Origin of the sequence: Clostridium oryzae (assembly GCF_002029235.1) — a bacterium.
Lineage (GTDB): Bacteria > Bacillota > Clostridia > Clostridiales > Clostridiaceae > Clostridium_AE > Clostridium_AE oryzae.
On record NZ_MZGV01000021.1, the window covers coordinates 36,143 to 60,291 of the forward strand.

Below are 24,149 nucleotides of genomic sequence, written 5' to 3' on the forward strand. Positions count from 1 at the left end.
AATTTCTTACTTAAAACTTCTGTAAAAACAGGTCTTATTACCTGTATGGCAGGCAGCACCTATCTGTTCCACAGTAATAAGCAGTGTGTCTCCATCACAATCTACACTTATATCTTTTACATATTGATAATGACCTGATGTCTCACCTTTATTCCAAAAACTTTTCCTAGACCTGCTCCAAAACCAAGTCTTGCCTGTTTCGACTGTTTTCGTAAGTGATTCTTCATTCATATATGCCAGCATAAGGACCTCTTTTGTTTCATAATCCTGAACTATAGCAGGCACAAGACCATCACCTTTGTTAAAATCCACAAGCTTTACTATATCTTCTACTCTCATATATTTTCATCCTTCTAAAGTATTTTTAAAGTCTTACCTGAACTTCTCTATTTCTAAGGTATTCCTTTACTTGCTTGATGGTAAGTTCCCTATAATGGAATAATGAGGCTGCTAATGCTGCATCTGCCCCTGTATCCTGGAATACATCATAGAAATGTTCGAGAGCTCCACAGCCTCCTGAGGCTATCACTGGTATTTTACAGGCTGACGTTACAGCTTCAGTAAGCTCTATATCATAGCCATTCTTAGTGCCATCAGTGTCCATGCTAGTTAATAGTATTTCTCCTGCACCAAGGCTTTGTACTCTTTCTACCCATTCAAGCGTATCTATTCCTGTATCTATTCTTCCTCCATTAATAACTATGTTCCAGCCCGAACCATCCTGCCTCTTTCTCGCATCCATGGCTACTACGACGCATTGGCTTCCAAAACGATCCGCCGCTCTAGCAACAAGCTCTGGATCACGTATAGCAGCGGAATTTACAGATATCTTATCCGCTCCTGCTCTTAATATATCCTTAAAATCGTCAAGGGTTCTTATGCCGCCGCCAACAGTAAGAGGTATAAAAACTTTCTCTGCAGTTTTTCTAACCACATCAATCATCGTATTTCTTCCTTCATGGGTAGCCGTTATATCAAGAAATACAATTTCATCTGCACCTTCCTTATTATAAAACTCAGCTATCTCTACCGGGTCACCTACATCCTTTAGATTTATAAAATTTATTCCTTTTACAACTCTTCCCATATTTACATCAAGACAAGGTATAATTCTCTTTGTAAGCAAGCTTTTCACCTCTTTTCTAATACAATAAATTATGACAGTATTTCTTTAAGTCTTTCTATAACCATTTTCATATCATGATCAGACCCTATTGTTATTCTTAGATAATCTTTTATCCTAGGTTTATTAAAATGTCTTACGAGCACCGCTTTTTCTTTGAGCTTCATAAACAACTCATTACCACTTACTTTTCTATGTTTTGCAAATATGAAGTTTGTCTTTGAAGGTATTATATCAAAATCTAGTTCTTTTAATTGATTTATAACATTTTCTCTTGTATTTATAATCTTTGAAGTGCACTCCTTAAGATACTGCTTATCTAACAGGGCTGCTTCTCCTGCAGCGGCTGCTAATCTATCTACCGTATATGAATTAAATGAATTCTTAATTCTTTCCAACGCATCAATAAGATGTTTCTGCCCCATAGCTATACCTATTCTCATACCAGCAAGACATCTAGATTTGGACATAGTCTGTATCACTAAAAGATTAGGATAATCGTTAACTATTGAAACTGCGCTTTCTCCGCCGAAATCTATATACGCTTCATCAATTATTACTACTTTTTCAATGTTACTATCTAAAATTTTCTTAATCTCCTTAATCTCTAGATACCTGCCCGTAGGTGCATTTGGATTTGGAATCACCACTCCTCCATTTTCACAGCTATAGTCTTCTGGTGTTATTGAGAAGTCTTCACTTAATGGTATCTGCTTATAATTTATATTGTATAATTCACCATAAACAGGATAGAAACTGTAGCTTATATCTGGAAAAATTATAGGATTATCCGGGTTAAAAAAAGCCAGAAAAGAAAATGCCAATACCTCATCAGAACCATTTCCGACAAAAATCTGATCAGCCTTCAAATTGTAGTACTTTGCAGCAGCTGATTTAAGACGTTGACAATTTGGGTCAGGGTATAATCTTAAATCATCGTTAGTGCATTTATTTATAGCTTCAATAACTTTTGGTGACGGTCCATAAGGACTCTCATTTGTATTTAATTTTATATATTTCTTATCCTGAGGCTGTTCTCCACAAACATAAGGCTCTATTTGATTAGTTATATTACTCCAATACTTGTTCAACTTCCACACTTCCTTTAATTAACTCTTTTTAATCATCTCAGCAAAGTTAGACAGCATTTTTATACCAACATCGCCGCTCTTCTCCGGGTGAAACTGGGTACCGTACACATTGTCCCTGCTTACTACAGCTGTAACCCTTTGACCATAATCCGCATATGCATTTAGATCTTCAGTGTTTCCCATATTAGCATAAAAGGAATGGACAAAGTAAACATAACTTCCATCTCTAATACCTGCCAGCAAAGGTGTATCTTTGCATATAGATATATTATTCCAACCCATATGAGGTATCTTTAGATTTGTAGTGAGTTTTTCAATACTTCCGTCCAGAAGGCCAAGCCCTTCACAAGTATGAAATTCGTAACCAACTTTAAAAAGCAGCTGCATACCAAGACATATACCCAAGAGCATATTCCCTTTTTTTGTGTAGTCTAGTATAAATTCATCTAATGAATTCTGCCTAAGATTTTGCATAGCATCAGGAAAAGCTCCTACACCCGGAAGTATAAGGCCAGAACAATCATTGAGCACCTTCTTTTCAGAGCTTATCACAGCATCCTTGCCTAAACTCTCCAGTGCCTTTTGAACACTACGTAAATTTCCCATGCCATAATCAATTATACCTATCATAGCTGCCTTCCTCCTTTCAAATTATAAAATTCCTTTTGTTGACATAATTCCTTCAATTGTTGGATCGATCGTCACGGCTTGATTAAGCGCTCTTCCGAAAGCCTTAAAGATAGCTTCTATCATATGATGATTATTCTTACCATACATAACTTTTATATGAAGAGTTATACCTGCATTAAAAGCTACAGCTCTAAAGAATTCCTCTACCATCTCTGTCTGAAAACCTCCAAGCAAATCCACAGTAAATTCTGCATCAAATACTAAAAACGCTCTTCCACTGATATCCAATGAAACAAAAGCTAACGCCTCATCCATAGGCACATAAGCAGTCCCGTATCTGTTTATCCCTTTCTTATCTCCAAGAGCTTTTTTTATGCAATTTCCAATAACTATGCCTACATCCTCAACCGTATGATGGCTATCCACATCTAAATCTCCATTAACTTTGATATTTGTATCCATTCTTCCATGGGCTATAAATAAATTAAGCATATGATCAAAGAATCCTATTCCAGTTGATATATTTCCTGCACCCTTACCATCCAGATTAAGACTAACTTCAATAGAAGTCTCCTTAGTAGTTCTGTTTTCAACTGCCGTTCTATTTTTTTCACCCATTTACTTCAACCTCACTTTAATGGAATTCGCATGTGCTGTAAGTCCTTCTGTTTCAGCTAACTTGACAGCATATTTTCCAATATCTCCAAAGGCCTCCTCCGTATAATAGATAAAACTTGATTTTTTTATAAAACTATCTACCGAAAGAGGTGAGAAGAACTTAGCTGTACCACTTGTAGGCAGTACATGGTTAGGACCTGCTATATAATCTCCTAATGGCTCAGGAGCATATTGCCCGAGAAATATTGAGCCTGCGTTTTTTACATCTCCCAAAAGTGTCATAGGTTCCCTCACCATAAGTTCTAGATGCTCAGGAGCAATATCATTAGCTACATCTACTGCTGTTTTTATGTCTGGCGTCACTATTATTGCACCATAATTCTCTAAGGATTTTTCAATGATATTTTTCCTGCTTAAACCTTCTACCTGCTTAATAAGTTCCTGTCGCACATTTTGAGCCAATTCAATAGAATTCGTAATAAGTATTGCTGATGCCATCATATCATGTTCAGCTTGTGACATCAGGTCTGCCGCTACATATTCGGCATTAGCCTCCTCATCTGCTACTATAAGTATTTCGCTGGGTCCTGCTATCATATCTATATCTACATAACCAAAAACACTCCTCTTAGCTGTAGCAACATAGATATTTCCTGGTCCAACAATTTTATCTACCTTCGGGATCGACTTTGTTCCAAAAGCCAATGCTGCTATTGCCTGCGCCCCCCCTATTTTATAAACCTTATCTACACCTGCGATACGTGCAGCTGCCAATATATTAGGATTTATCTTTCCATCTTCCATAGGAGGGGTTACCATAACGAGATTTTTTACTCCAGCAACTTTGGCAGGTATCGCATTCATAAGTACTGAAGACGGATACGCTGCTGTTCCTCCTGGTACATAAAGTCCAACCGTTTCTATAGCTCTAACCTTCTGTCCAAGCAACACGCCCTTTTCTCTTGTCATCATCCAGGATTTCTGCTTTTGATTTTCATGAAATTCTTGAATATTTTTCTTAGCTATGTTAAGTGCTTTAATAAAATCTTTATCCACCACTGCCATAGCTTCTTTAAATTCATCTTCTGTAACATAAAAATCTCTTAATGTTACCTTATCAAACTTTTCCGTATACTCACTAAGTGAATCATCACCGTACTTTTTTACATCCTTTATGATACAATCTACGATATTTATAACCTCTTGTGTAACCTCGCTGCTTCGAGACTTCAGATTTTCTATGCACTGTTTTTCAATATTTCCATCAGATTTTATTATTTCAATCATATCAATTACTCCCTTCAATAATTAATAATTTCAATAAATTGCGAACCAAGAAAGTGAATTAAAAGAAGATAATATTAAGTAGTTAGTGTATGCTTTAAATAGGTAAGAGAAAAGAGTAAAGAGTAGAGAGAAAAGTGAAGGAAGAAATTCTGCTATGCAGAATTTCTGAGAATTTAAATCTGATTATCAGCGATAACTTTTTAAAAACTAAGATAATGCCTAATATTCCAAAAGTATTATTTAAATAATTAGCATTATCTATACAATCAAATTTCAGCCCGTCTGAATTTTAACCTTCTCTTTACTCTTTTCTCTTTACTCTTTACTCTTATTTTCCAACATACCCTCTTACATCTTCTATAAATTTTTGTATTTCTTCTCTTTTCATTTTAAGACTTGCTACATTAACGATCATTCTAGCGCTTATATCACATACATCTTCAAGAACAACTAGACCATTTTCCTTCAAAGTAGTCCCTGTTTCCATAATATCTACGATGGCATCAGAAAGTCCTAATATAGGTGCAAGTTCTACTGAACCTTCTATCTTTATTATCTCAACCTCTATACCTTTTTTTGCAAAAAATTCTCTAGCAACACGTGGATACTTAGTTGCTATTTTCTTATTAGCATATCCACCATATATGTCAGTTTCAGGCTTTGAAGCTACTATGAATTTACACTTACCTATATTTAAATCTACCATTTCATAGTAGTTTCCCCCGCTTTCCATCAGAGTATCCTTTCCCACAACACCGATATCCGCTACACCATGCTCCACGTATGTTACAACATCGCTTGCTTTAGCCAGAAAGAAATCCAAATTTCTCGTATCTTCATGAAAAATAAGTTTTCTTCCTTTATTTTTAAGCTGGCTGCAATCAATTCCTATAGCTTCGAATATTTCAACAGCCCCTTTTTCAAGTCTTCCTTTTGTAAGTGCAATTTTAATATTATTCATTCTAATCACCCTAAATTATAAATTCAGCTTCAAATTTTTTTATCACCTTGCTTGCCGTATCATATAGCAAGATTTCCTCATGGCTATTTACGAATATGATATTTTTAATTTTCTTCTTCTCTGCATACTCTATAGTATCCTGCGTATCTGTAAAAAGTGAAAGTTCACATTTCGAACCACTCTGAACTATTTTGTCCGAAATATTATTAGCTACATTAAATAATTCAACTGCACAATGAACTATATAATCTGCATTCACGTTTATATGTTTTAATCTATTTTGTTTATTCAACACTTCCAAGATTCCATCAACATCTATTGCAAAACCTGTGGCAGGCACATCTACTCCGAAATTACTAACAAGGTTATCATATCTTCCTCCATAAAGGACATCATCTCCGGCACCTTCAATATATCCTCTGAAAATAAGCCCTGTATAATAATCAAGATGATGTACCATTCCTAAATCCATATATATATATTGCGACAATCCCATCTCCTTAAGTCTTATATACATATATTCTAGGCTGTTCAGCGCTTCTTCCGATTTTTTATTATTAGTATATTTTCTAGCCTTATTAATTACACTTACATCACCAAAAAGTGACGGAAATAAATTAAGTATTTCGATATCCTTTTTCTCTAATATATCTTCTTTTTCCATGAGCATATTTCCAAGTGAACCATAATTCTTATTTTCAATGTATCCTCTTATTTTTTCTTTATCATCATCGTCCAGCGGTAATCCTTGTACTATTCCCTTAAAAAATTCAGCATGTCCTAACTCTATCTTAAAATTTTCTATTCCTGTTTCACGTAAAGCTTTTACTGCCAATGCTATAAGCTCTATATCTGCCTTTAAATCTGCTGAACCTATTATTTCAACTCCAGATTGAGTAAATTCATTTCTCTTTCCATTAAGATTTTCATTAGCTCTAAATACATTCTCACAGTAACAGAATCTTAATGGATAATAACTATCTCTAAGTTTTGTTCCGGATAACCTTGCGATCGGAATAGTTATGTCTGGCCTAACTGTAAGTATCCTGCCGTGATTATCAAAAAGTTTATATAGTTTCTCTTGTTCTATGCCCTGTTCCTCTCCATCAAACACATCATAAAACTCCAGTGTCGGAGTAATAACCTCTAGAAATCCTCTATCCACATATATTTTTCTTAACGTATTTTCTATAAATTTCTTATCAGCACAATCTTGAAACAGTATGTCCCTTGTACCTTCAGGTATATTTTTTTTCCATTTCACCATTAATTTCACCAACCCATTTTCGCTTTATCACTTTAGCTCGCTAATATACTAAAATATTATCAGCTAATTGCATTTTTGTCAATAATCAATTAAGTTGAATTTGCATGCAATATTGTTTATACTTAACAAGAATATAAAAAAATATTCATTAATAACAAACTGCTTTATTATAATTAATTTGATGAGAATGAATAAGTTGTGAAAGTTCTAATACATTCTGACTTCTAAAACATCCTAGGGTCGAACCTATTTCGCAGTGATATTTTAGAAGCCACAATGTAAGAACTTTATTACAACTTATATAAATTAACAGAGGAGGTAATTATATGAAAATTGATGAAAATTTAATCCTTAACTATGCTAAGAAATTATTTTCAATTCCTAGTACTACAGGAAATACATATAAGATAATGGACTATATAAGATCAGAATTCAAAAAAAATAATATTGCTTTCACCACTACTAATAAAGGTGCAGTCATAGCTTCTATTAAAGGTAAGAGTGACGACAATCAAAAGACTTTTTCAGCTCATGTTGATACACTTGGAGCTATGGTCAAAGGAGTAAAATCGACAGGTACACTCGAATTTTCTCTGATAGGCGGATATATGGCAAACACTTTAGAAGGTGCGAACTGTACCATAGAAACAATAAATGGTAAATATTATGAAGGTACTATTCAAACAATAAAACCTTCCGTACATATAAGCGGCAATGAAGCCAGAGAACTGAAAAGAACACCTGAAAATATGGAAGTTATTCTTGACGAAAAGGTTTTTTCAAAAGAGGATGTTGAAAAGCTTGATATTCAAGTGGGGGACTATATTTTTGTAGATCCTAAATTTACGATAACAAAAAACAAGTTCATAAAAAGCAGATATCTTGATGATAAAGCCAGCGTGGCAATATTAATGTACTGCATTGAGCATATAAACACAAATAATATAGTTCCTAAAAACACAATTAATTTTTTCATAAGTAATTACGAAGAAGTAGGACATGGTGCAAAAGCTGCTATACCTGAGAAAACCACCGAATTTATTTCTGTGGATATGGGAGCTCCTGGAGTTGGACAAAACTCTTCTGAATATGCGGTATGTATCTGTGCAAAGGATTCCTCTGGTCCATATGATTTAAACTTAAAAAAGGCTCTTGTTCAGCTGTGTGAAAAGAATGATATTGATTATAAAATAGATATATATCCTTATTATTCCTCTGATGCTTCAGCTGCAGTAAATGCAGGCTGGGATGTTAGAACAGCTTTAATAGGTCTTGGGGTTTTTGCGTCTCATGCTTATGAAAGAACACACATAGATTCTATGACAGCAACAGCAAAACTAGTGCTAAGTTATATATAAAAAAGATAGTGACATCCAGCGACTAATCCCGTTCGTTAAGCAATTACTACGGCAGATTTTAGTGAATTTCCTAACTCGGCTAGCTCGTTACACTCAAACAAGTGCCTCGTCTTAACGGAAATTCTCTAAAATCTTTGTGTAATTACTAAACTCACTCCATGTCGCCTACTGCCACTATCTTTTTTATGCCCTGACTCTTTACTCTTTATATGCTTTTTTCCGCCGCTCTTACTATGCTTTCCGGGTATCCAAGATATCGAAGAAGCTTTAGCGCGTTTCTGGTAGGCGAAACGCCTTTTCTTATCTTATAATCAAATTTAAGTCCTTCTTCACTGTCCACTTCTTCGGTAAAATAATAGCATTGATACTGATCCTTCAAAAGCTCTGTAAGCTCAAGATCATGTGTAGCTACTATAGCCAGTGCATTATGTTCTGAAAGATACTTAAGGATCTGAGATGAAGCACTTATCCTTTCTGTGGGGTTTGTCCCTCTAAAAATTTCATCTATTATACAGAGCACAGGCATATCATTCGAACATGATTTGATTATTCTGAGCATGGCTTCCGCTTCCCCTAGATAATAGCTTTTGCCGGACATTATATTATCGCTTGGGCTTATAGATGTAACTATATTAAAGAAGCTTGCTGTATATTCTTCTGCAGTGACAGTATATATAGTCTGAGCCAAAACAGCGTTTACTCCTACAGTTCTCAAAAATGTGGATTTACCAGACATATTAGAACCTGTTAGCAGCACGCCCTTTGAATCAAGCTGCAGATCATTTGCTACAGCATTTTCTATAAGCGGATGTCTTACTTGCTTTAATACAAGCTTTCTAGGATCTGCACAAAAGTTAGGCTTACTATATTCCTTAATGTCTTCCCTATAGGAAGCTATAGAAATTAATGCGTCAATTTCTCCAACAATACCATATAACTCAAACAATTCATTCTTTAATTTTTTTATGTCATCTATTACTTTATAAAAATTTCTTTCTTCAAAAAGAAACATTAATCTAAAATAGTCTCCTATGACATCTATACCCTCTTGTATTCCAACACCTGATGCACTTCTAGCCATAGATTTACACTTATTATATAGTACTTTAAGTTTACTTAACTGTTCATTAAGCAAGGGTTCATTTATTTTTGAAATAGATCCTGCAGTGTTTATGATATCTGTAAGGTATCTCATTGCCGTAACACTAAATCTACCTTTTTCCTTGGTATATGAAATATGAAGATAACAATTTATGGCAAATACTAAAATTTCTAAAAATATAACAAACTCTTTAAAAATAGGTATAGTAAAAAGAATTGCTATAGGCATTGCAGCCATAATATTACAAATAATTTTTTTGTGAAACTGAACCTCCATATCATTGTAAAGCAGCTCTACTATATCTGTTTCTCTCAATCTTCCAGTATAATTTAGAGCTACCTGTAGTTGTTGGCGAAGCTCAACATTTTTTATAATATTATCAATAATCTTATCTCTTTCTATCAGTTCTTTTCTATCACTTTTAGGCCTTCTCAGCATATCATATAAAACATGTTCTCCAGCAGTAGTCAGATTTCTATCTAAAAGGGTATATACCTCATCCATATCGAGATCGTCCCAAGTCTGATCATCTATGATTTGTTCTGAATTCTGCTCGCACTTTTTATAGAAATATCCTCCTACAAATTTAAGATATCTCTTTTTTTCAATCTGTTTTGGCCAGCTTTTCTTCAGCATATCTATCATTCTATAATGATCTCTTTTTTTCTTGGCATAATAACCCGCCGCAGCAAATATGACTGATAAAATAAGTCCGTAATAAAGTTTAGGATCCTTATTATATCCATTTACTGCAAAATAGTATCCTGTTAAAGCAGCTATTGCAAACAGCCCTTTCATAGCCCTATCATAAATATAATCTTTATCCATTATCTATTTACCTCCTGAAGTATGCTGTTTACTGCATCTACTACTACATTAGGGTCAAATACCTGAACGTAACTTCCGCTATCCCTAACTACAATTTGCTGTGATTCCTTCGACATACTTAATAGTTTTTTCTGCTGTTCAATATAAGCTGAATTTTTAGAAGCATCCTTATATTTTCTGCCAGGCGTTACAACTGTGAAATATTTTTTCTTTAATGCATTTTTTTTCTGAAGACTTTCATTATAATTCTTGATATTATTCATTTCTGATATAGATGCTTTGAAGTATTTAGAGGTAGCCCTCTGACAATTATAAAGTGCTCTATCCTCTTGGGATAGCTTTGTCACATATCCTTTGCTGCGATATATAAGCTTAGACTTATAACCTAGTCTAACAAGTCCAAAATAAGAAGCTATCTTACTAATTTTGTACTTTTGTATTTTAGAAGAAATCTGCTTCTGAAACTCTGGTGATTGGATGTCATTCTCCATAATACTATCTATAGCCACAATTCCAACAACTTCATCAGGATACTTTTCAGCATATTTTTCAGCTAAAATAGCGCCATATCCGTGAGCAACAAGAATATATTGCCTTGGTACACCTGATCTGTATAATGCAACTCGTAACATATCCACAGACTTTGATATATTAGGATAAGTTTGCGGTGAATCACTCCACCCAAATCCTGACCTATCATAGGTAAATACCTTCATCTTTTGCGATAACCCATTTTTCACCTTATCCCATTGTCCTATATAGGAACCAGTATCTCCTATTAGTACTGCTGAATAATCTCCATAACCTGTGGTATTTACCAACAGTCTATGGTTACCCACTGATACTAATTCACCATCCATTTTATATTTATTCAGCTCCATATTTGTACTGGCGGATTGATATATAAGTCCAGCACAAAGCAGTACTATAATTAAATAAAAAATAATTTCCCATATTCTTTTTTTCTTTTCTATTTTTTTGCTGTATTTAGGTTTCATTTTTCCATATTTATGAACGCTATTACTAGCTGAAGCAAATTTCATTTTATCACCTTTACTCATTTCTAATAAACTCTTATCTTTCACCCAATTTTAAATTTGGCATAGCATTAATATCTAAAGACGACCTTACTCCTTTTATATATTCGAAGTAGGCTGCACTTCCTATCATAGCCGCGTTATCAGTGCATAGTATAGGTGAGGGAAACAATACACTTATATTGTTTTTTTCACCTGCAGCTATGAGTTCCTGCCTTAGTCTTGAATTCGAAGCTACACCACCAGCTATAGCGATTCTATCAACTTTCTTTAACTTACATGTTCTTATAACATTCTCTGTAAGTACATCTACTACAGATTTTTGAAATGAAGCAGCCACATCAGCTTTATTAATTTCTTCACCTTTCATCTCCATTTTATTAATATAATTTAAAACAGAAGACTTAAGCCCACTAAATGAAAAATCTAACGAGTCATCATGAAAACTGGCCCTTGGAAAATAGATGGCCTGCTCATTACCTTCCTTAGAAAGTTTATCTATCTTAGGGCCACCAGGATAGCCAAGCCCTATAGCCCTAGCAACCTTATCATATGCTTCACCTGCTGCATCATCCCTTGTCTCACCTATAGTTTCAAATACACCATAATCCTTCATATATACAATAAAAGTGTGACCGCCAGAAACTACTAAACACACAAACGGCGGCTCCAAATCTTTATGTTCAATAAAATTAGCACTTATATGTCCCTCTATATGATTAACACCTATAAATGGTTTTTTTAATGCATATGCTAGTCCTTTAGCGTATTGGAGTCCAACTAATAGTGCTCCAACAAGACCAGGGCCATAAGTTACTGCAACTGCATCTATGTCCTGCATTCTCATCTTTGAAGCTTCTATAGCTTCCTGTGTTACTGCATTTATAACTTCAATATGTTTTCTTGAGGCAACTTCGGGTACCACTCCGCCAAACTTCTTATGTATATCAATTTGAGATGCTATAATATTAGAAAGCACCTCTCTACCGTTTCTAACAACTGCAGCTGCTGTTTCATCACAACTACTCTCTATTGCAAGTATATTTATATCTTTATCCACAATATCGCCTCATCTTATATATTTATGTAAATTTTCATTTATAAAATTAATTTTTTCTTTATAGGTTATCTATCTTTAAAAAACAAACAAAAAAAAAAGATTTTTATGTTATTTTTTGTTTTAACATTTATAATTATATTATTAACACATTTGATTGTAAATTATGAGTTAAAATTTTTTAGTCTATTATTAATCATTGATTTCTATTGGCTGTCGCTCTATATATGTACTAATTTTCAAAAATTGGAACTTTATATATATATTAATTAAATTTTCACATAGTAATTATTTCCACGAGGAGGATTTTATATGCTTGATTATGCTAAAGTTATCGTTACAGGTTCCCCTATATCCAAATCGAACTTCAAACTCTTCAACATGCATGGACGTGCTATTCTTCCATATAACTCTGGAAAATATCACGACAGATACGCAATATATGAACAAGAGATTGCTTTTTGTGCAAGGCTTCAAAACCCTAATATAGTTCTATCTCAATCCCTTATTGCAGTGCTTAAAGTATTCTATAAAAGTGAAAAAAGGCATCCTGATACAAATAATATTACTAAAAGTATATTTGACGGTATTGAAAAAAGTGGGCTTATCGTCAATGACGCTCAAATCACAAGGTTAATTATAGAAGAATTTTATGACTCTAAAAATCCCCGCTTTGAATTAGAGCTATTCGGAGAGAGCCGCTATAATATGAAATACGAAATATGTACAAAAAAGATATTAGATGAACCAAAGGAATATGGACCGCCTAGCAATAAAAAAAATTCATACCTTTCCAAGAAATCTACATTCGCCAACACTAAGGAGGCCGCAGAGGATTCAAAGATACACTGTTCAATCTGCAATAAAGTAATAAATGCTGAAAATTCTGTTACAGCTAATAATGGCAAAATGAGAATATGTAAGGACTGTATTAAAAAGTTATTTTAAAAATAAAGGTAGAAACTCTTTACAGGGTTTCTACCTTTATTTTTATCTTTGTATTATCCTAACACAACTTCAACCTTATGAGTCTTTCCATCATTCTGTGTTGGTATCTTATTGCCAGCTATTTCTTTACCATCAACAACAAGCTTAGCAACACCCTTGCATACATGGTTAGGATTCTTTATTTCTATTTCATAAACGTCATCTCTGAAGCCTCTTGTAATTGTATATCCATCCCAAACTGCAGGAATACATGGATCAACTATAAGTCCATCAAAGTCTGGCTTTATTCCAAGTATCCACTGAGAAATAGTTATGAAGTTCCAAGCAGCTGTACCTGTAAGCCAGGAATTTTTAGCTTCACCAAATCTTGGAGCAGCTTTACCAGCAACCATCTGTGAATATACATATGGCTCAAGTCTGTGTATTTCACTTATATCTTCAAGATATGCAGGTGCTATCTTTCTATATATTTCAAAAGCTCTGTCTCCTCTTCCTATTTCTGCTTCTGCACAAGCTACCCAAGGATTGTTATGACAGAATATTCCACCATTTTCCTTGTAGCCTTCTGGATATGAAGATATTTCTCCAAGGTTAATATAATATTTTGAATATGGTGGATCATTAAGTACTATACCATACTTAGTATCCAAATGTTTTATAACAGAGTTAAGTGCCTTTTCAGCAAGACCATTTTCTTTTCCTATTCCTGCCATTACGCACATTCCTTGAGGCTCTATGAATATTTTGCTCTCCTCATTTTCTTTGCTTCCTATCTTATCTCCATAGAAATCGTAAGCTCTTAAGAACCACTCTCCATCATAGCCATATTTCTCTGTAGTCTCAATCATCTTCTTAACTTCTTTATCTGCTCTTTCAGCTTCCTTGCTGTCCTTTATAAAATTGCATAGAGCAGCATACTGCTTTCCAGCTAGAACAAATAAACCTGCTATAAACACAGACTCAGCCTTTCCGCCGGATTGGTTTTCAGAAGTCTGGAAAGATTCACCTGGTGTCTTTGAAAAACAGTTAAGATTTAAACAATCATTCCAGTCAGCTCTTCCGATAAGCGGAAGATCATGAGGTCCTAAATTATTTATAACATGATCAAAGGATCTCTTTAAGTGTTCCATAAGTGTTGCTTTATTAGTTTCACTGTTATCAAATGGAACTATCTCGTCTAGTATGCTTACATCCCCACTTTCCCTGATATATGCAATAACTCCTATTATTAGCCAAAGTGGGTCATCATTAAAACCTGAACCTATATCATTGTTTCCTTTCTTAGTCAATGGTTGATACTGATGATATGCACTTCCATCCTCAAATTGAGTAGCAGCTATATCAAGTATTCTCTGTCTAGCCCTTTCAGGAATTTGATGAACAAAGCCAAGTAAATCCTGATTTGAGTCACGGAAGCCCATGCCTCTCCCTATACCGGATTCAAAATAAGAAGCACTTCTGGACATATTAAAAGTAACCATGCATTGATACTGGTTCCATATGTTAACCATTCTATCCATTTTCTCTTCTTTACTCTTAACTTGATATTTAGATAATAATTTTGTCCAATAATCTTTAAGTTCGTTGAAAGCCTTTTCTACATCTTCAACAGTTTTAAACTTTGAAATTATCTTTTCTGCCTTTTCCTTGTTGATAATTCCCTTACTTTCCCATTTTTCTTCCTCAGCATTTTCTACATAACCAAGTACAAAAATTAATGTTTTACTTTCTCCTGGTTTTAATTCTATATCTTTTCTATGGGAAGCTATTGGCCACCAACCTGAAGCCATGGAATTATATGATTTACCTTCAAGTACAGCCTTTGGTGCTTCAAGTCCATTATATAATCCTATAAAGCTTTCTCTATCAGTATCAAAACCATCCATTTCTTCATTCATACTATAGAAGGAATAATGATCTCTTCTCTCTCTATACTCTGTTTTATGATATATAGCTGACCCTTTTACTTCAACCTCACCGGTACTATAGTTTCTTTGGAAATTAGTCATGTCATCGTTTGCTTCCCAAAGACAGAATTCTATATAAGAAAATAATTTTAAGGATTTATTTGCTTTTGAAGTATTAGTAACTGTTATGCTATGTACTTCGCAATTAGTATTTATAGGAACGAAAGAAAGCTGATCTACCTTTACTCCATTTCTTTCTCCACATATCTTAGTATAACCAAGACCATGTCTGCATTCATAAAAATCGAGGTTCTTCTTAACAGGCATCCAGCTGTGTGTCCAGTAATCCTTATCATCGACTATGTAGAAATATCGTCCTCCATTATCAACTGGTATGTTATTGTATCTATATCTTGTAATTCTTCTTAATCTAGCATCCTTATAAAAACAGTAACCTCCTGAGGTGTTGGATATTAATCCAAAAAAATCCTGGCTTCCAAGATAGTTTATCCAAGGATATGGAGTCTCGGGAGTATTTATTACATATTCTCTGTTTGCATCATCAAATTTTCCAAATTTCATGTAATACTTCATCACCTTTCTTTTATTGTAGTAATAATCAAGATAACAAAGAGCAAGAGCTTGTACGTTTTATGGCATCCACTTAACAAGATGCAAATGTTACTTAACACATGTTATCTATCATAGTTACAATCGAAACAAATTAACACAGAAATATTCTACCACAAATTTTCTCATATCACTATAGGATTTTCATCTTATCGTTGAAAATTGCATAAAAAGCAGTTTTTTGATATAAATACTGCTCTTTATGCTTATATAAAGGAAACTCAAAAGCTATTTAAAAAACATTAGATAAAAAATTATATTGGTTATCTAGCCCTTTATAGAACCAACCGTCAGCCCGCCTATGATGTATTTTGAACAGAATAAAAATACTATCATAATAGGCAGCATCGACATCGTAATACATACATATACAGCTCCAAAGTCAGTTTGGTACACACCTTTAGCTAACGCCGTAAGAAGCGGAACTGTATACTTCTCTTCACTATTTAATACTATTAATGGTGTGAGGTAAGTATTCCAACTAGTTATAAATGTAAATATAGACATGGTAGCTACTGATGGAACGATTATGGGCAAAATAACCTTGTTAAATATTTTGAACTCACCGCATCCATCTATTCTAGCAGCTTCTATCAATGAGTCCGGGACAGTAGAATCGATGTATAGTTTTATGAAAAATACTATATTGGCTGTAGCTATCGCCGGCAATATAAGTGCCCATCTAGAATCTACAATATTTAAAAATCTACATACTCTATAGAAACCCAAAATACCAAGCTGAGGCGGCACCATAAGTGCTACTAATACTACCGCGAATAATAGTCCATTTCCTTTAAATTTAAATTTAGCAAAACCGTAAGCTGTAAGCGCTCCAAAATAAGCTGCTAACACTGTGGCACTTGTTGAAACCAATATACTGTTTTTTAAGCCAGTCCAAATATTTACTCTAGCCATCATTCTATGATAATTGGCTAAAAATTGTGTGCCTGGTATTAATGAAAGTCTTGAAGCTAATCCAGTATTAGTCTGAGTTGAACTGATAAGCATAATATAAAACGGTACAAAACTTATTACAGCTAGTGCTATTAAAAATATATAAAGAATTAATCTCGAAAAACTAAATTTCTTTTTCTTAGTTTTCATAACTTTCACCTCTAATCATACAGAGATTTTCTATTAATAAACTTGTATGCAACAGATACTGCAATGCTCATTAATATAAATAGTGCGACTCCTACTGTAGCCCCATATCCAAAATATCTATTTTTAAAAGCTGTGTTATACAAATACATTACCATGGTCAAGATTGAATTTTGAGGAGCTCCTTCACCATTAGTAAGTACGTATGGGACATCAAACATGGCCATTCCACCTATAAGAGAGGTTATCATAATATATAACATCGTAGGTCTTATTAGCGGTAGTGTTATGTTTTTAAACGTCTGCCATTTATTAGCTCCATCCACTATAGCTGCTTCATTGAGTTCATCTGGTATAGCCTTGATTCCGGCCATAAATATAATCATACTGTACCCAAACCACATCCACCAGTTTATGAATGCTACAGCACCTCGAGCAGCCGTTATATCTTGAAGCCAATTTATAGGTTGATTAATTATATGTGCAGCTTGTAATATTCTATTTAATGATCCTGTTTTCCAATCTAATATGAATGAAAACAATACAGAAACTGAAGCCATCGTCACAAGATTAGGCAAATAATATACAGATCTCAAAATACCTTTTCCTTTGATTTTTCTTTCATTTAGTATAACTGCAAGAAAAAGTGCAACAACAATTTGCGGAATGATATTTATTATCCACATAATAGCAGTGTTCTTAATACTCTGAAAAAACATTGTGTCATGTATGATTCTTTGGTAATTCTGAAGTCCTATAAATTGAGGTCTTACGATGCTTCCTTGCCATTTTGTAAAACTGAGTTTGTATATTTTTACAACAAAAAAATACACCTTTCATTTCGCACAGCTTGTACCCTGGTTTTGTCAATTTAATACACAGTGTACTTTTTTGACTCGAACAAATTCGGTGTATTTTTTTGCATATATGTTTGATTTATTGTACAAAAAGGTTGTAGCAAATTGCTACAACCTTTTTAATCTGCTTTATCCTTAAACTCAGAGGGAGTCAGTCCTGTGTACTTTTTAAAAAGTTTTGAGAAATAGTGAGGATCCTTTATTCCCACCATATCAGCTACCTCATAAGTTTTATGATAATCTTCTTTTAAATATTCTTTTGCCTTTTCTATTCTAACTTCGTTTAGATAATCAACAAAATTTTTTCCAAGTTCCTTTGTAAACATTCTGCTAAGATAATAACTGCTTACATAAGTATGCTCAGCAACATCATTCAAGGATATCGGGTTTGTATAGTTATCGGAGATATATTCTACTGCATTCCTTATAATAAGAGAAGTAGAACGTTTTTCACTTGAGCCCTCATCTTTTCTATATTCACAGTCCCTATAGTCAATAGACCTCATCTTATCTATATCTATATTTTTATTATCTATAGTAAAGTTTAAAAGTTTCTCATCAAGTGCAGCAATTGCTTCTTTCATCTTTCTATGAAGTTCTTCTCTGCCGCTGCCTTTACCACTGAGAGCTGCTACAGTTTCAAAACTATAGTACTCTTTGATCAACTTTTTTAAAGTTCTAAGTTTGTTTTTAATAACTCCTTCAATTTCCTCATCATCCCTGATATCTGGCACCGGTTGAATTACAAAAACTATCGTTTCTTCATTTATAGATATATGATCAACAATAAACAGATCTGAATAGATGTCTACTAGTGAATTGATTATTCCATAATGATACATGCTCATATTATCATGATTATCACTGTTTTCAATTCTTATTACAAGGATATAAAACTCATCAATTTGTAAATCGTAAAGTTTAGTATCTTTTAACTGTTTTTCATTCTTTGCACTTACATTAAACAATAAATCATATAACATTTTCTGTTTTAGAAGTGGAATAGTAGTCTCTATATTCCTCTTTAAACTCTGCATTTGCTCAACTGTTTCTTCTTCCTTCTCAAGTTCTGATACAGCTCTTCTTACTATAGAGTTTATATCGTCTACCTTTGAAGGTTTTAGTATATAATCAAAAGCACCACATTGAATAGCTTTTTTTAAATACTCAAAATCTCTGTAACCAGTAAGTATTATTATTTTAGAATGTGGTATTATCTCTTTTGTATTCACTATCATTTCTAAACCATTAAGGCCAGGCATCTTAATATCTACAATAACTATGTCCGGCTTTAATTTTTTGATTTTTTCCATTCCCTCCACACCATCACAAGCTTCATCGCATACGATACATTGAAGAGACTCCCAATCGACTATATTTCTGAGACCTTTTCTTATAATGGCCTCATCATCCACTATAAGTACATTAAACATATATTAGTTACCCCCCTTAACTTCGTATGGAATTGTAACTGTAATTTTTGTATATTTATCATATTGACTCTTTATAGAGATACCATACTCTTCTCCAAAAAAAAGCTTTATTCTTTTATTTACATTACTAAGTCCAACACTGTTTTTATTATCGCTTATTTGTCCAGTCTCTACAGACTTAATAACCTCTTCAAGTTCTTTCTCTTCCATACCTATACCATTGTCCGATATTTCTATAATAACATCATTATACTGAACCTTAGCTTTAATAGCTATAACCCCATTTCTTCTAACAGGCTCTATACCATGACTTATAGCATTTTCAATGATAGGTTGAATCAAAAGTCTTGGAATATATACATTCAAAGCTCTTTCATCAATATTTTTTTTCACAACAAGCCTGTCGCCAAATCTATTTTTTATTATTTCTACATAATTATCTATGTATTTAAGTTCATCTTCTAGTCTTATTAGTTTGTCCCCTTTTCCTATGCTTGCCTCCATAAGATTAGCCAGTGCTGTAACTGTAGAACTTATTTCCTTAACACCATTCAGCTGAGCCATCCAATTGATATTTTCCAGCGTGTTAAATAAAAAATGCGGATTAATTTGAGCTTGAAGCGCCTTTAATTCTGCCTCTTTCCTCGTAAGTTTTTCCTTATACATCATATTTAATAAATAATCTATCTTCTCAGACATGTTGTTAAAACTATTCCCTAAGTAGCCAATCTCATCATTTCTTTTCATCGTTACCGGTCGGTGAACACCCTTAGCTTCAAAATCTCTCATAGCATGTACTAATTTCATTATAGGTTTTATAATATCATAGGCCATTATTCTGCTTACAGCATATAAGATGACTATAGACCAAATTACTATCAATATTACATCTAATCGTAATTTATTTATGTCAGAATATAGTTTATCAAAAGGAATATGATATACTATTTTCCAATGAGGTTGTTTCAAAACAACATATGATATAAGTATCTTATCTTTGGCATCTATAAAATGCTCTCCGGACTTTGTAAGCTTACTTTTCCTAAGTACACTTATGTATTTGTTATTTCCTTTATTGTTTAATATCTCGCCATTATCATACGATAATATAGAAATATTATGTACAAAGTCTTCTGATAAATCATTATACAGCGATTGTATAAAATTCTTTTTAATTATCAGTGCCAGTAAGCCTATAGGTTTATAATCGTCTTTATTATATATTATTCTTGCAACATATATATCTTTTACATTATCTTTATTCTTATATACTACCCATGTAGCTTTCCCGCGCTGTTTCATAGCCTTACTATATATATACGAATAAGGAAGCCTTTTGGATATACTTGGTTTGCTTCTGTCAAAATCATAATATATATAATTTCTACTATTAGTCACGATGCATATTGATTCTATATCACTTCTTGAAAGTACAGAATCCCTAAGAATATTCCTGGTATAAATCGTATCAGAATAATTCTTAAGTGCATCCCTCTTCTTTGAACTGACCAAGAAGTCATACACTCTATTATCATATAATAATTGAAGATTAAAAGAATCTATATCTCTTCTTAGGTCATCTATCCTAAGTTCTATCATCTTTAATACATCCTGCGAATAACTAAAGGATTTATTTTTTATAGCTATAGAAGATCTTACATAGGAATTATAACCTATAAATATCATAGGTACCAAAACCTGAACATAGCATATAAACAAAATCTTACTCTTAAGAGGCATATTTCTATAAAATTGTCCTATTTTTGCAAATATTATTTTCATCTATCGCCATTCCATTTCACCATGTAGAAATTTTGTGCAACAGAATTACATTCATAATTCTTAATTTCTAATAAAGTAACTTAGCCACTAGTCATTTTGTTGGATTTTCTTAAATATATCCTCAGGTTTAATCTTTCCAGTAAGCATTTCTGGAAAACTCTTAACTAGTATATTTTCCCAGGAACTTCTCCTTATAATACTGTCTGCCGGTTCTACCAGTTCCTTTGAGTGCTTAATTAAGTTGTTTCCCTGCACTGAAAATCTGTTTTGAATTTTGCCATCTTCTCCCTTCGTATTACTTATACTTCCCGTAGAACTTATTAATTGTACAGAGTTTTCATAGGAAGTGAGAAATTTAAGTAATTTTAATGCAGCTTTTCTCTTTTTCTTATATGCTTTTTGACTCATATGAAAGTTACCATTACCTATGCCATATATAACGGAAGATTCATCAGCTTTTCCATCTTTAAATTTAGGAAATGGTATCACATCCACAGATGTATCATTAATATTCACAGCCCCATCACCTATAAACCAGGAGCCTTGTGCAATCATGGCTGCTTTCTTTTCAAGAAATAACTCATTCCTGCTTCTATCATCTATTGTAAATGCATTTTTAGGAAATGCACCTTTTTCATATAACTGCCGTATGCAATACAGCGCTTTTACATAACATGGTTTTATTCTGGAATTAGTATATGGATTCTCTGTATCCCTTCTCCCCCCTAATTTCATTACTATATTCTGATAAAGATACGTGCCTTCAGCAGTACAATTATAGGCTATAGGTATTATATTATGACTTTTAAAGCTTCTTACTGCATTTAAAAGCTCATCATAGGTTCTAGGTATTTTTACATTATATTTTTTAAAAAGATTATTATTAATAAATAACCCTTCATATATTATTTCATCAGGTATCCCATATATCCTGTCTTGATAGCTATCATATTTCCAAGTACTCTTATAGAAACTATTTTTCCACTTAGTGTCCTTGTTAAGCACATTTGTTAAATCTGCTATTTTTCCTGCTCTAACAAGTTGTTCCATATCAGAACCTGGCCACAATCCGAACACATCAGGTTCATTTCCTTGAGCAAAATCAGTTTTAAGGGTAAATAAAAAATCATCGTTTCCCCTTGATTTATTAATTACCTTTATATGTTTATTTTCCTTTTCAAATTTTCTAAGTACTTCTTCTAACTTTTCAGCCTTTGTATCCATTCCTCCCCAGCTGCTCATAAAAACTAATTCAATATCTTTTTTATTATTTGTATATTTATTTTTATTACTATTGTTATATAGATTCTTAATAGTAATATATAAAATAAAAATTAGTATAAGGCCATATACGCAATACTGAACCATCGTTTTCTTTTTATACATACATGCCTCCTGTATGGCTTCTATTATATTTGAATTTATGTAAACCTATACCATTACATTTTAACATGATTTAAGCCTCATGTAAAAATTTATTTATGTTAATTATTTTATGTTAGTATATAATTTCAATTTTTTTCAAAGAATTTTTCTGTAATATTAACATTCAAATTATATGTAGCTTATATATTATATAATTATAATATTTGGTCAATAATATATACAGTATTGAAAATTTATAATGGGAGGAAAAAAACTTATGACATCAAAAAGTGGAATAAACCTAAAAAAAGAAATGCATAGACTGATAAAACATTCAAAACACCCAATGTTTACTTATAGAACTTCTAATGATAGCTATGAATTTTCTCCATTTCATATGCGCGAGGAAAGCAGTTATCATGATTCCAATGGTAAATTTAGTCTGCAGAATTTCATTAACAAAAATTCTACAATTATTGCTTCAGCAGCCATTGGACTTATAGGCGCTGCTGCTATAGGTATGTCTATGCAGAAAGCACCTAAAAAGAAAAGTTGGGTTTCTGTGATTGGCAGAATGATGTAACATATTAAACTGATATTCTCTTCATTCAAATGTACATTATAGATTTTAATATATACTTGCAAAAACAGCAGGAGAAATCTAACCTTGCTGAAAATATTAGTATAAAGGGGATACATTTATACTGTGATCTCCTTTACACTAATATCCTACTTGTACTAAAATTGGTTCATTCTTTTTACAGAGTCTCTGACAACTATCTTGCCATGAATTAAAACTCTTCCATATTTCCTATCTTTATTTTTTATTTTTTTAGCTATCATTTTTGCAGTAACTCTTGACATCTCACTAATATCAACCTTTACTGTCGTAATATTAGGTACTGATATTCTAGCGTGTTCACTATCATCAAAACCCACTACAGAATAATCTTCAGGTACGGAATATCCCATTCTAGTCAGCTGTTCTACAAGCTTTAGCGCAGTTTTGTCACAATTGCATACGAATGCAGTAGGCATATTCTGTGGTAATTTCATTTCTGCCCATTCACTGTTATCCTTCCTGTCCTTTATCACCCAATCTTCATTGAATTCAAGTTGATATTCAAGTATTGATTTGTAATAACCTAAAAAACGATCTTGGATACTACTAGTTAAATTTAAATTACCAACATAAGCTATTTTTCTGTGTCCATTTTCAATAAGATAATTAGTTAATTCATACATGCCAAAAAAATTATCTGTTATTATACTGTCGACACGCATATTATCATAATAAAAATCCAAAAAAATAGTTGGGAACTTGCATTCTAGAATTTTATTAAGATATTCTCTACTTAATTGTCCTAATATAATAACACCATCTATTTTCTGTTCCAAAAGCATCCGTGGTACATTAAGATTTTTTTCATTTTCAAAGGTTACTATATTAAACATAGAAGTATAATTCAGTTTTTCAAGCTCTTCAGATAATGTTTTGTATAACTTTACATAAAAATAATCGTCTTGCCCAAAAAACTTTTCTGATGTAATGATTCCTATACTATAGGTTAAATCCATTTTTAACATTTTTCCTTTTGCATTATATAGATAACCTATTTCATTAGCTACTTGAATAATCTTTTGACGCATACTCTCACTAATGTCACCTTTACCAGTAAGTGCTTTTGATACTGTAACCTTGGAGACGCCAATTCTATCTGCGATATCCTGCATAGTGACCCTTTTCACCGCTTACACCTGCCCTCT

At 33.0% G+C, this 24,149-nt stretch carries 21 protein-coding genes; 3 read left to right on the forward strand and 18 right to left on the reverse strand.

The window, feature by feature from the left end; translation table 11 throughout:
• Positions 1 to 6: 6 nt before the first annotated feature.
• From hisI to CLORY_RS11140, 8 genes are all read right to left on the reverse strand, one after another.
• Entirely contained in the window at positions 7 to 339 is a 333-nt protein-coding gene (gene hisI / locus CLORY_RS11105; protein ID WP_079424311.1) for a phosphoribosyl-AMP cyclohydrolase, read from the reverse strand.
• 25 nt (positions 340 to 364) lie between these two features.
• Complete coding sequence (gene hisF / locus CLORY_RS11110; RefSeq protein WP_079424313.1) at positions 365 to 1,126, reverse strand: imidazole glycerol phosphate synthase subunit HisF; 762 nt, start codon at positions 1,124 to 1,126, stop codon at positions 365 to 367.
• Between the two features lie 29 nt (positions 1,127 to 1,155).
• Positions 1,156 to 2,214, reverse strand: a complete 1,059-nt coding sequence (hisC, locus tag CLORY_RS11115; RefSeq protein WP_079424316.1) for a histidinol-phosphate transaminase — start codon at positions 2,212 to 2,214, stop codon at positions 1,156 to 1,158.
• Between the two features lie 18 nt (positions 2,215 to 2,232).
• A complete protein-coding gene (gene hisH / locus CLORY_RS11120) occupies positions 2,233 to 2,844 on the reverse strand; it encodes an imidazole glycerol phosphate synthase subunit HisH (protein WP_079424318.1) in 612 nt (203 codons plus the stop codon).
• 21 nt (positions 2,845 to 2,865) lie between these two features.
• Positions 2,866 to 3,462 carry an imidazoleglycerol-phosphate dehydratase HisB gene (gene hisB / locus CLORY_RS11125; RefSeq protein WP_079424320.1) on the reverse strand — a complete coding sequence of 199 codons (597 nt, stop codon included), beginning with the start codon at positions 3,460 to 3,462 and terminating at the stop codon, positions 2,866 to 2,868.
• Entirely contained in the window at positions 3,463 to 4,749 is a 1,287-nt protein-coding gene (hisD, locus tag CLORY_RS11130; protein ID WP_079424322.1) for a histidinol dehydrogenase, read from the reverse strand.
• 328 nt (positions 4,750 to 5,077) lie between these two features.
• A complete protein-coding gene (gene hisG, locus CLORY_RS11135; RefSeq protein ID WP_079424324.1) occupies positions 5,078 to 5,710 on the reverse strand; it encodes an ATP phosphoribosyltransferase in 633 nt (210 codons plus the stop codon).
• A gap of 10 nt (positions 5,711 to 5,720) precedes the next feature.
• The gene (locus CLORY_RS11140) at positions 5,721 to 6,977 is read right to left on the reverse strand and encodes an ATP phosphoribosyltransferase regulatory subunit (RefSeq protein WP_079424326.1); all 1,257 of its coding nucleotides are present in this window, start codon (positions 6,975 to 6,977) and stop codon (positions 5,721 to 5,723) included.
• 326 nt (positions 6,978 to 7,303) lie between these two features.
• On the opposite strand from CLORY_RS11140, the gene CLORY_RS11145 reads away from it, so the two are divergent.
• Complete coding sequence (locus tag CLORY_RS11145; protein WP_079424328.1) at positions 7,304 to 8,335, forward strand: M42 family metallopeptidase; 1,032 nt, start codon at positions 7,304 to 7,306, stop codon at positions 8,333 to 8,335.
• A gap of 205 nt (positions 8,336 to 8,540) precedes the next feature.
• Here the strand turns inward: CLORY_RS11145 and CLORY_RS11150 are convergent, their stop codons facing one another.
• The 3 genes from CLORY_RS11150 to tsaD are packed head-to-tail and all read right to left on the reverse strand — an operon-like array spanning position 8,541 to position 12,362.
• Positions 8,541 to 10,265, reverse strand: a complete 1,725-nt coding sequence (locus CLORY_RS11150) for a MutS-related protein (RefSeq protein ID WP_079424331.1) — start codon at positions 10,263 to 10,265, stop codon at positions 8,541 to 8,543.
• On the reverse strand, positions 10,265 to 11,326 hold the full coding sequence (locus CLORY_RS11155; protein WP_079424333.1) for an alpha/beta fold hydrolase: 1,062 nt from the start codon (positions 11,324 to 11,326) through the stop codon (positions 10,265 to 10,267). Before CLORY_RS11155 ends, CLORY_RS11150 begins: the two co-directional genes overlap by 1 nt.
• Positions 11,327 to 11,339: 13 nt before the next feature.
• Complete coding sequence (tsaD, locus tag CLORY_RS11160) at positions 11,340 to 12,362, reverse strand: tRNA (adenosine(37)-N6)-threonylcarbamoyltransferase complex transferase subunit TsaD (RefSeq protein ID WP_079424335.1); 1,023 nt, start codon at positions 12,360 to 12,362, stop codon at positions 11,340 to 11,342.
• Positions 12,363 to 12,671: 309 nt separating this feature from the next.
• On the opposite strand from tsaD, the gene CLORY_RS11165 reads away from it, so the two are divergent.
• Positions 12,672 to 13,307: a RusA family crossover junction endodeoxyribonuclease gene (locus tag CLORY_RS11165; RefSeq protein WP_079424337.1), complete on the forward strand. Its 636-nt coding sequence runs from the start codon at positions 12,672 to 12,674 to the stop codon at positions 13,305 to 13,307.
• A 53-nt stretch (positions 13,308 to 13,360) separates the two neighbouring features.
• Here the strand turns inward: CLORY_RS11165 and CLORY_RS11170 are convergent, their stop codons facing one another.
• The 6 genes from CLORY_RS11170 to CLORY_RS11195 form a co-directional block, all read right to left on the reverse strand.
• A complete protein-coding gene (locus CLORY_RS11170) occupies positions 13,361 to 15,796 on the reverse strand; it encodes a glycoside hydrolase family 94 protein (protein ID WP_079424339.1) in 2,436 nt (811 codons plus the stop codon).
• Positions 15,797 to 16,111: 315 nt separating this feature from the next.
• A complete protein-coding gene (locus tag CLORY_RS11175; RefSeq protein WP_079424341.1) occupies positions 16,112 to 16,948 on the reverse strand; it encodes a carbohydrate ABC transporter permease in 837 nt (278 codons plus the stop codon).
• Between the two features lie 11 nt (positions 16,949 to 16,959).
• A complete protein-coding gene (locus CLORY_RS11180) occupies positions 16,960 to 17,778 on the reverse strand; it encodes a carbohydrate ABC transporter permease (RefSeq protein WP_079424343.1) in 819 nt (272 codons plus the stop codon).
• A gap of 143 nt (positions 17,779 to 17,921) precedes the next feature.
• On the reverse strand, positions 17,922 to 19,235 hold the full coding sequence (locus CLORY_RS11185; protein ID WP_079424345.1) for a response regulator transcription factor: 1,314 nt from the start codon (positions 19,233 to 19,235) through the stop codon (positions 17,922 to 17,924).
• Positions 19,236 to 19,238: 3 nt separating this feature from the next.
• Positions 19,239 to 21,017, reverse strand: a complete 1,779-nt coding sequence (locus CLORY_RS11190) for a sensor histidine kinase (RefSeq protein ID WP_079424347.1) — start codon at positions 21,015 to 21,017, stop codon at positions 19,239 to 19,241.
• Between the two features lie 87 nt (positions 21,018 to 21,104).
• Entirely contained in the window at positions 21,105 to 22,403 is a 1,299-nt protein-coding gene (locus tag CLORY_RS11195) for an ABC transporter substrate-binding protein (protein ID WP_079424349.1), read from the reverse strand.
• 256 nt (positions 22,404 to 22,659) lie between these two features.
• On the opposite strand from CLORY_RS11195, the gene CLORY_RS11200 reads away from it, so the two are divergent.
• On the forward strand, positions 22,660 to 22,965 hold the full coding sequence (locus CLORY_RS11200; RefSeq protein ID WP_079424351.1) for a hypothetical protein: 306 nt from the start codon (positions 22,660 to 22,662) through the stop codon (positions 22,963 to 22,965).
• 155 nt (positions 22,966 to 23,120) lie between these two features.
• On the opposite strand, the gene CLORY_RS11205 is transcribed toward CLORY_RS11200, so the two are convergent.
• Positions 23,121 to 24,131, reverse strand: a complete 1,011-nt coding sequence (locus CLORY_RS11205) for a substrate-binding domain-containing protein (protein WP_207652202.1) — start codon at positions 24,129 to 24,131, stop codon at positions 23,121 to 23,123.
• Positions 24,132 to 24,149 lie beyond the last annotated feature (18 nt).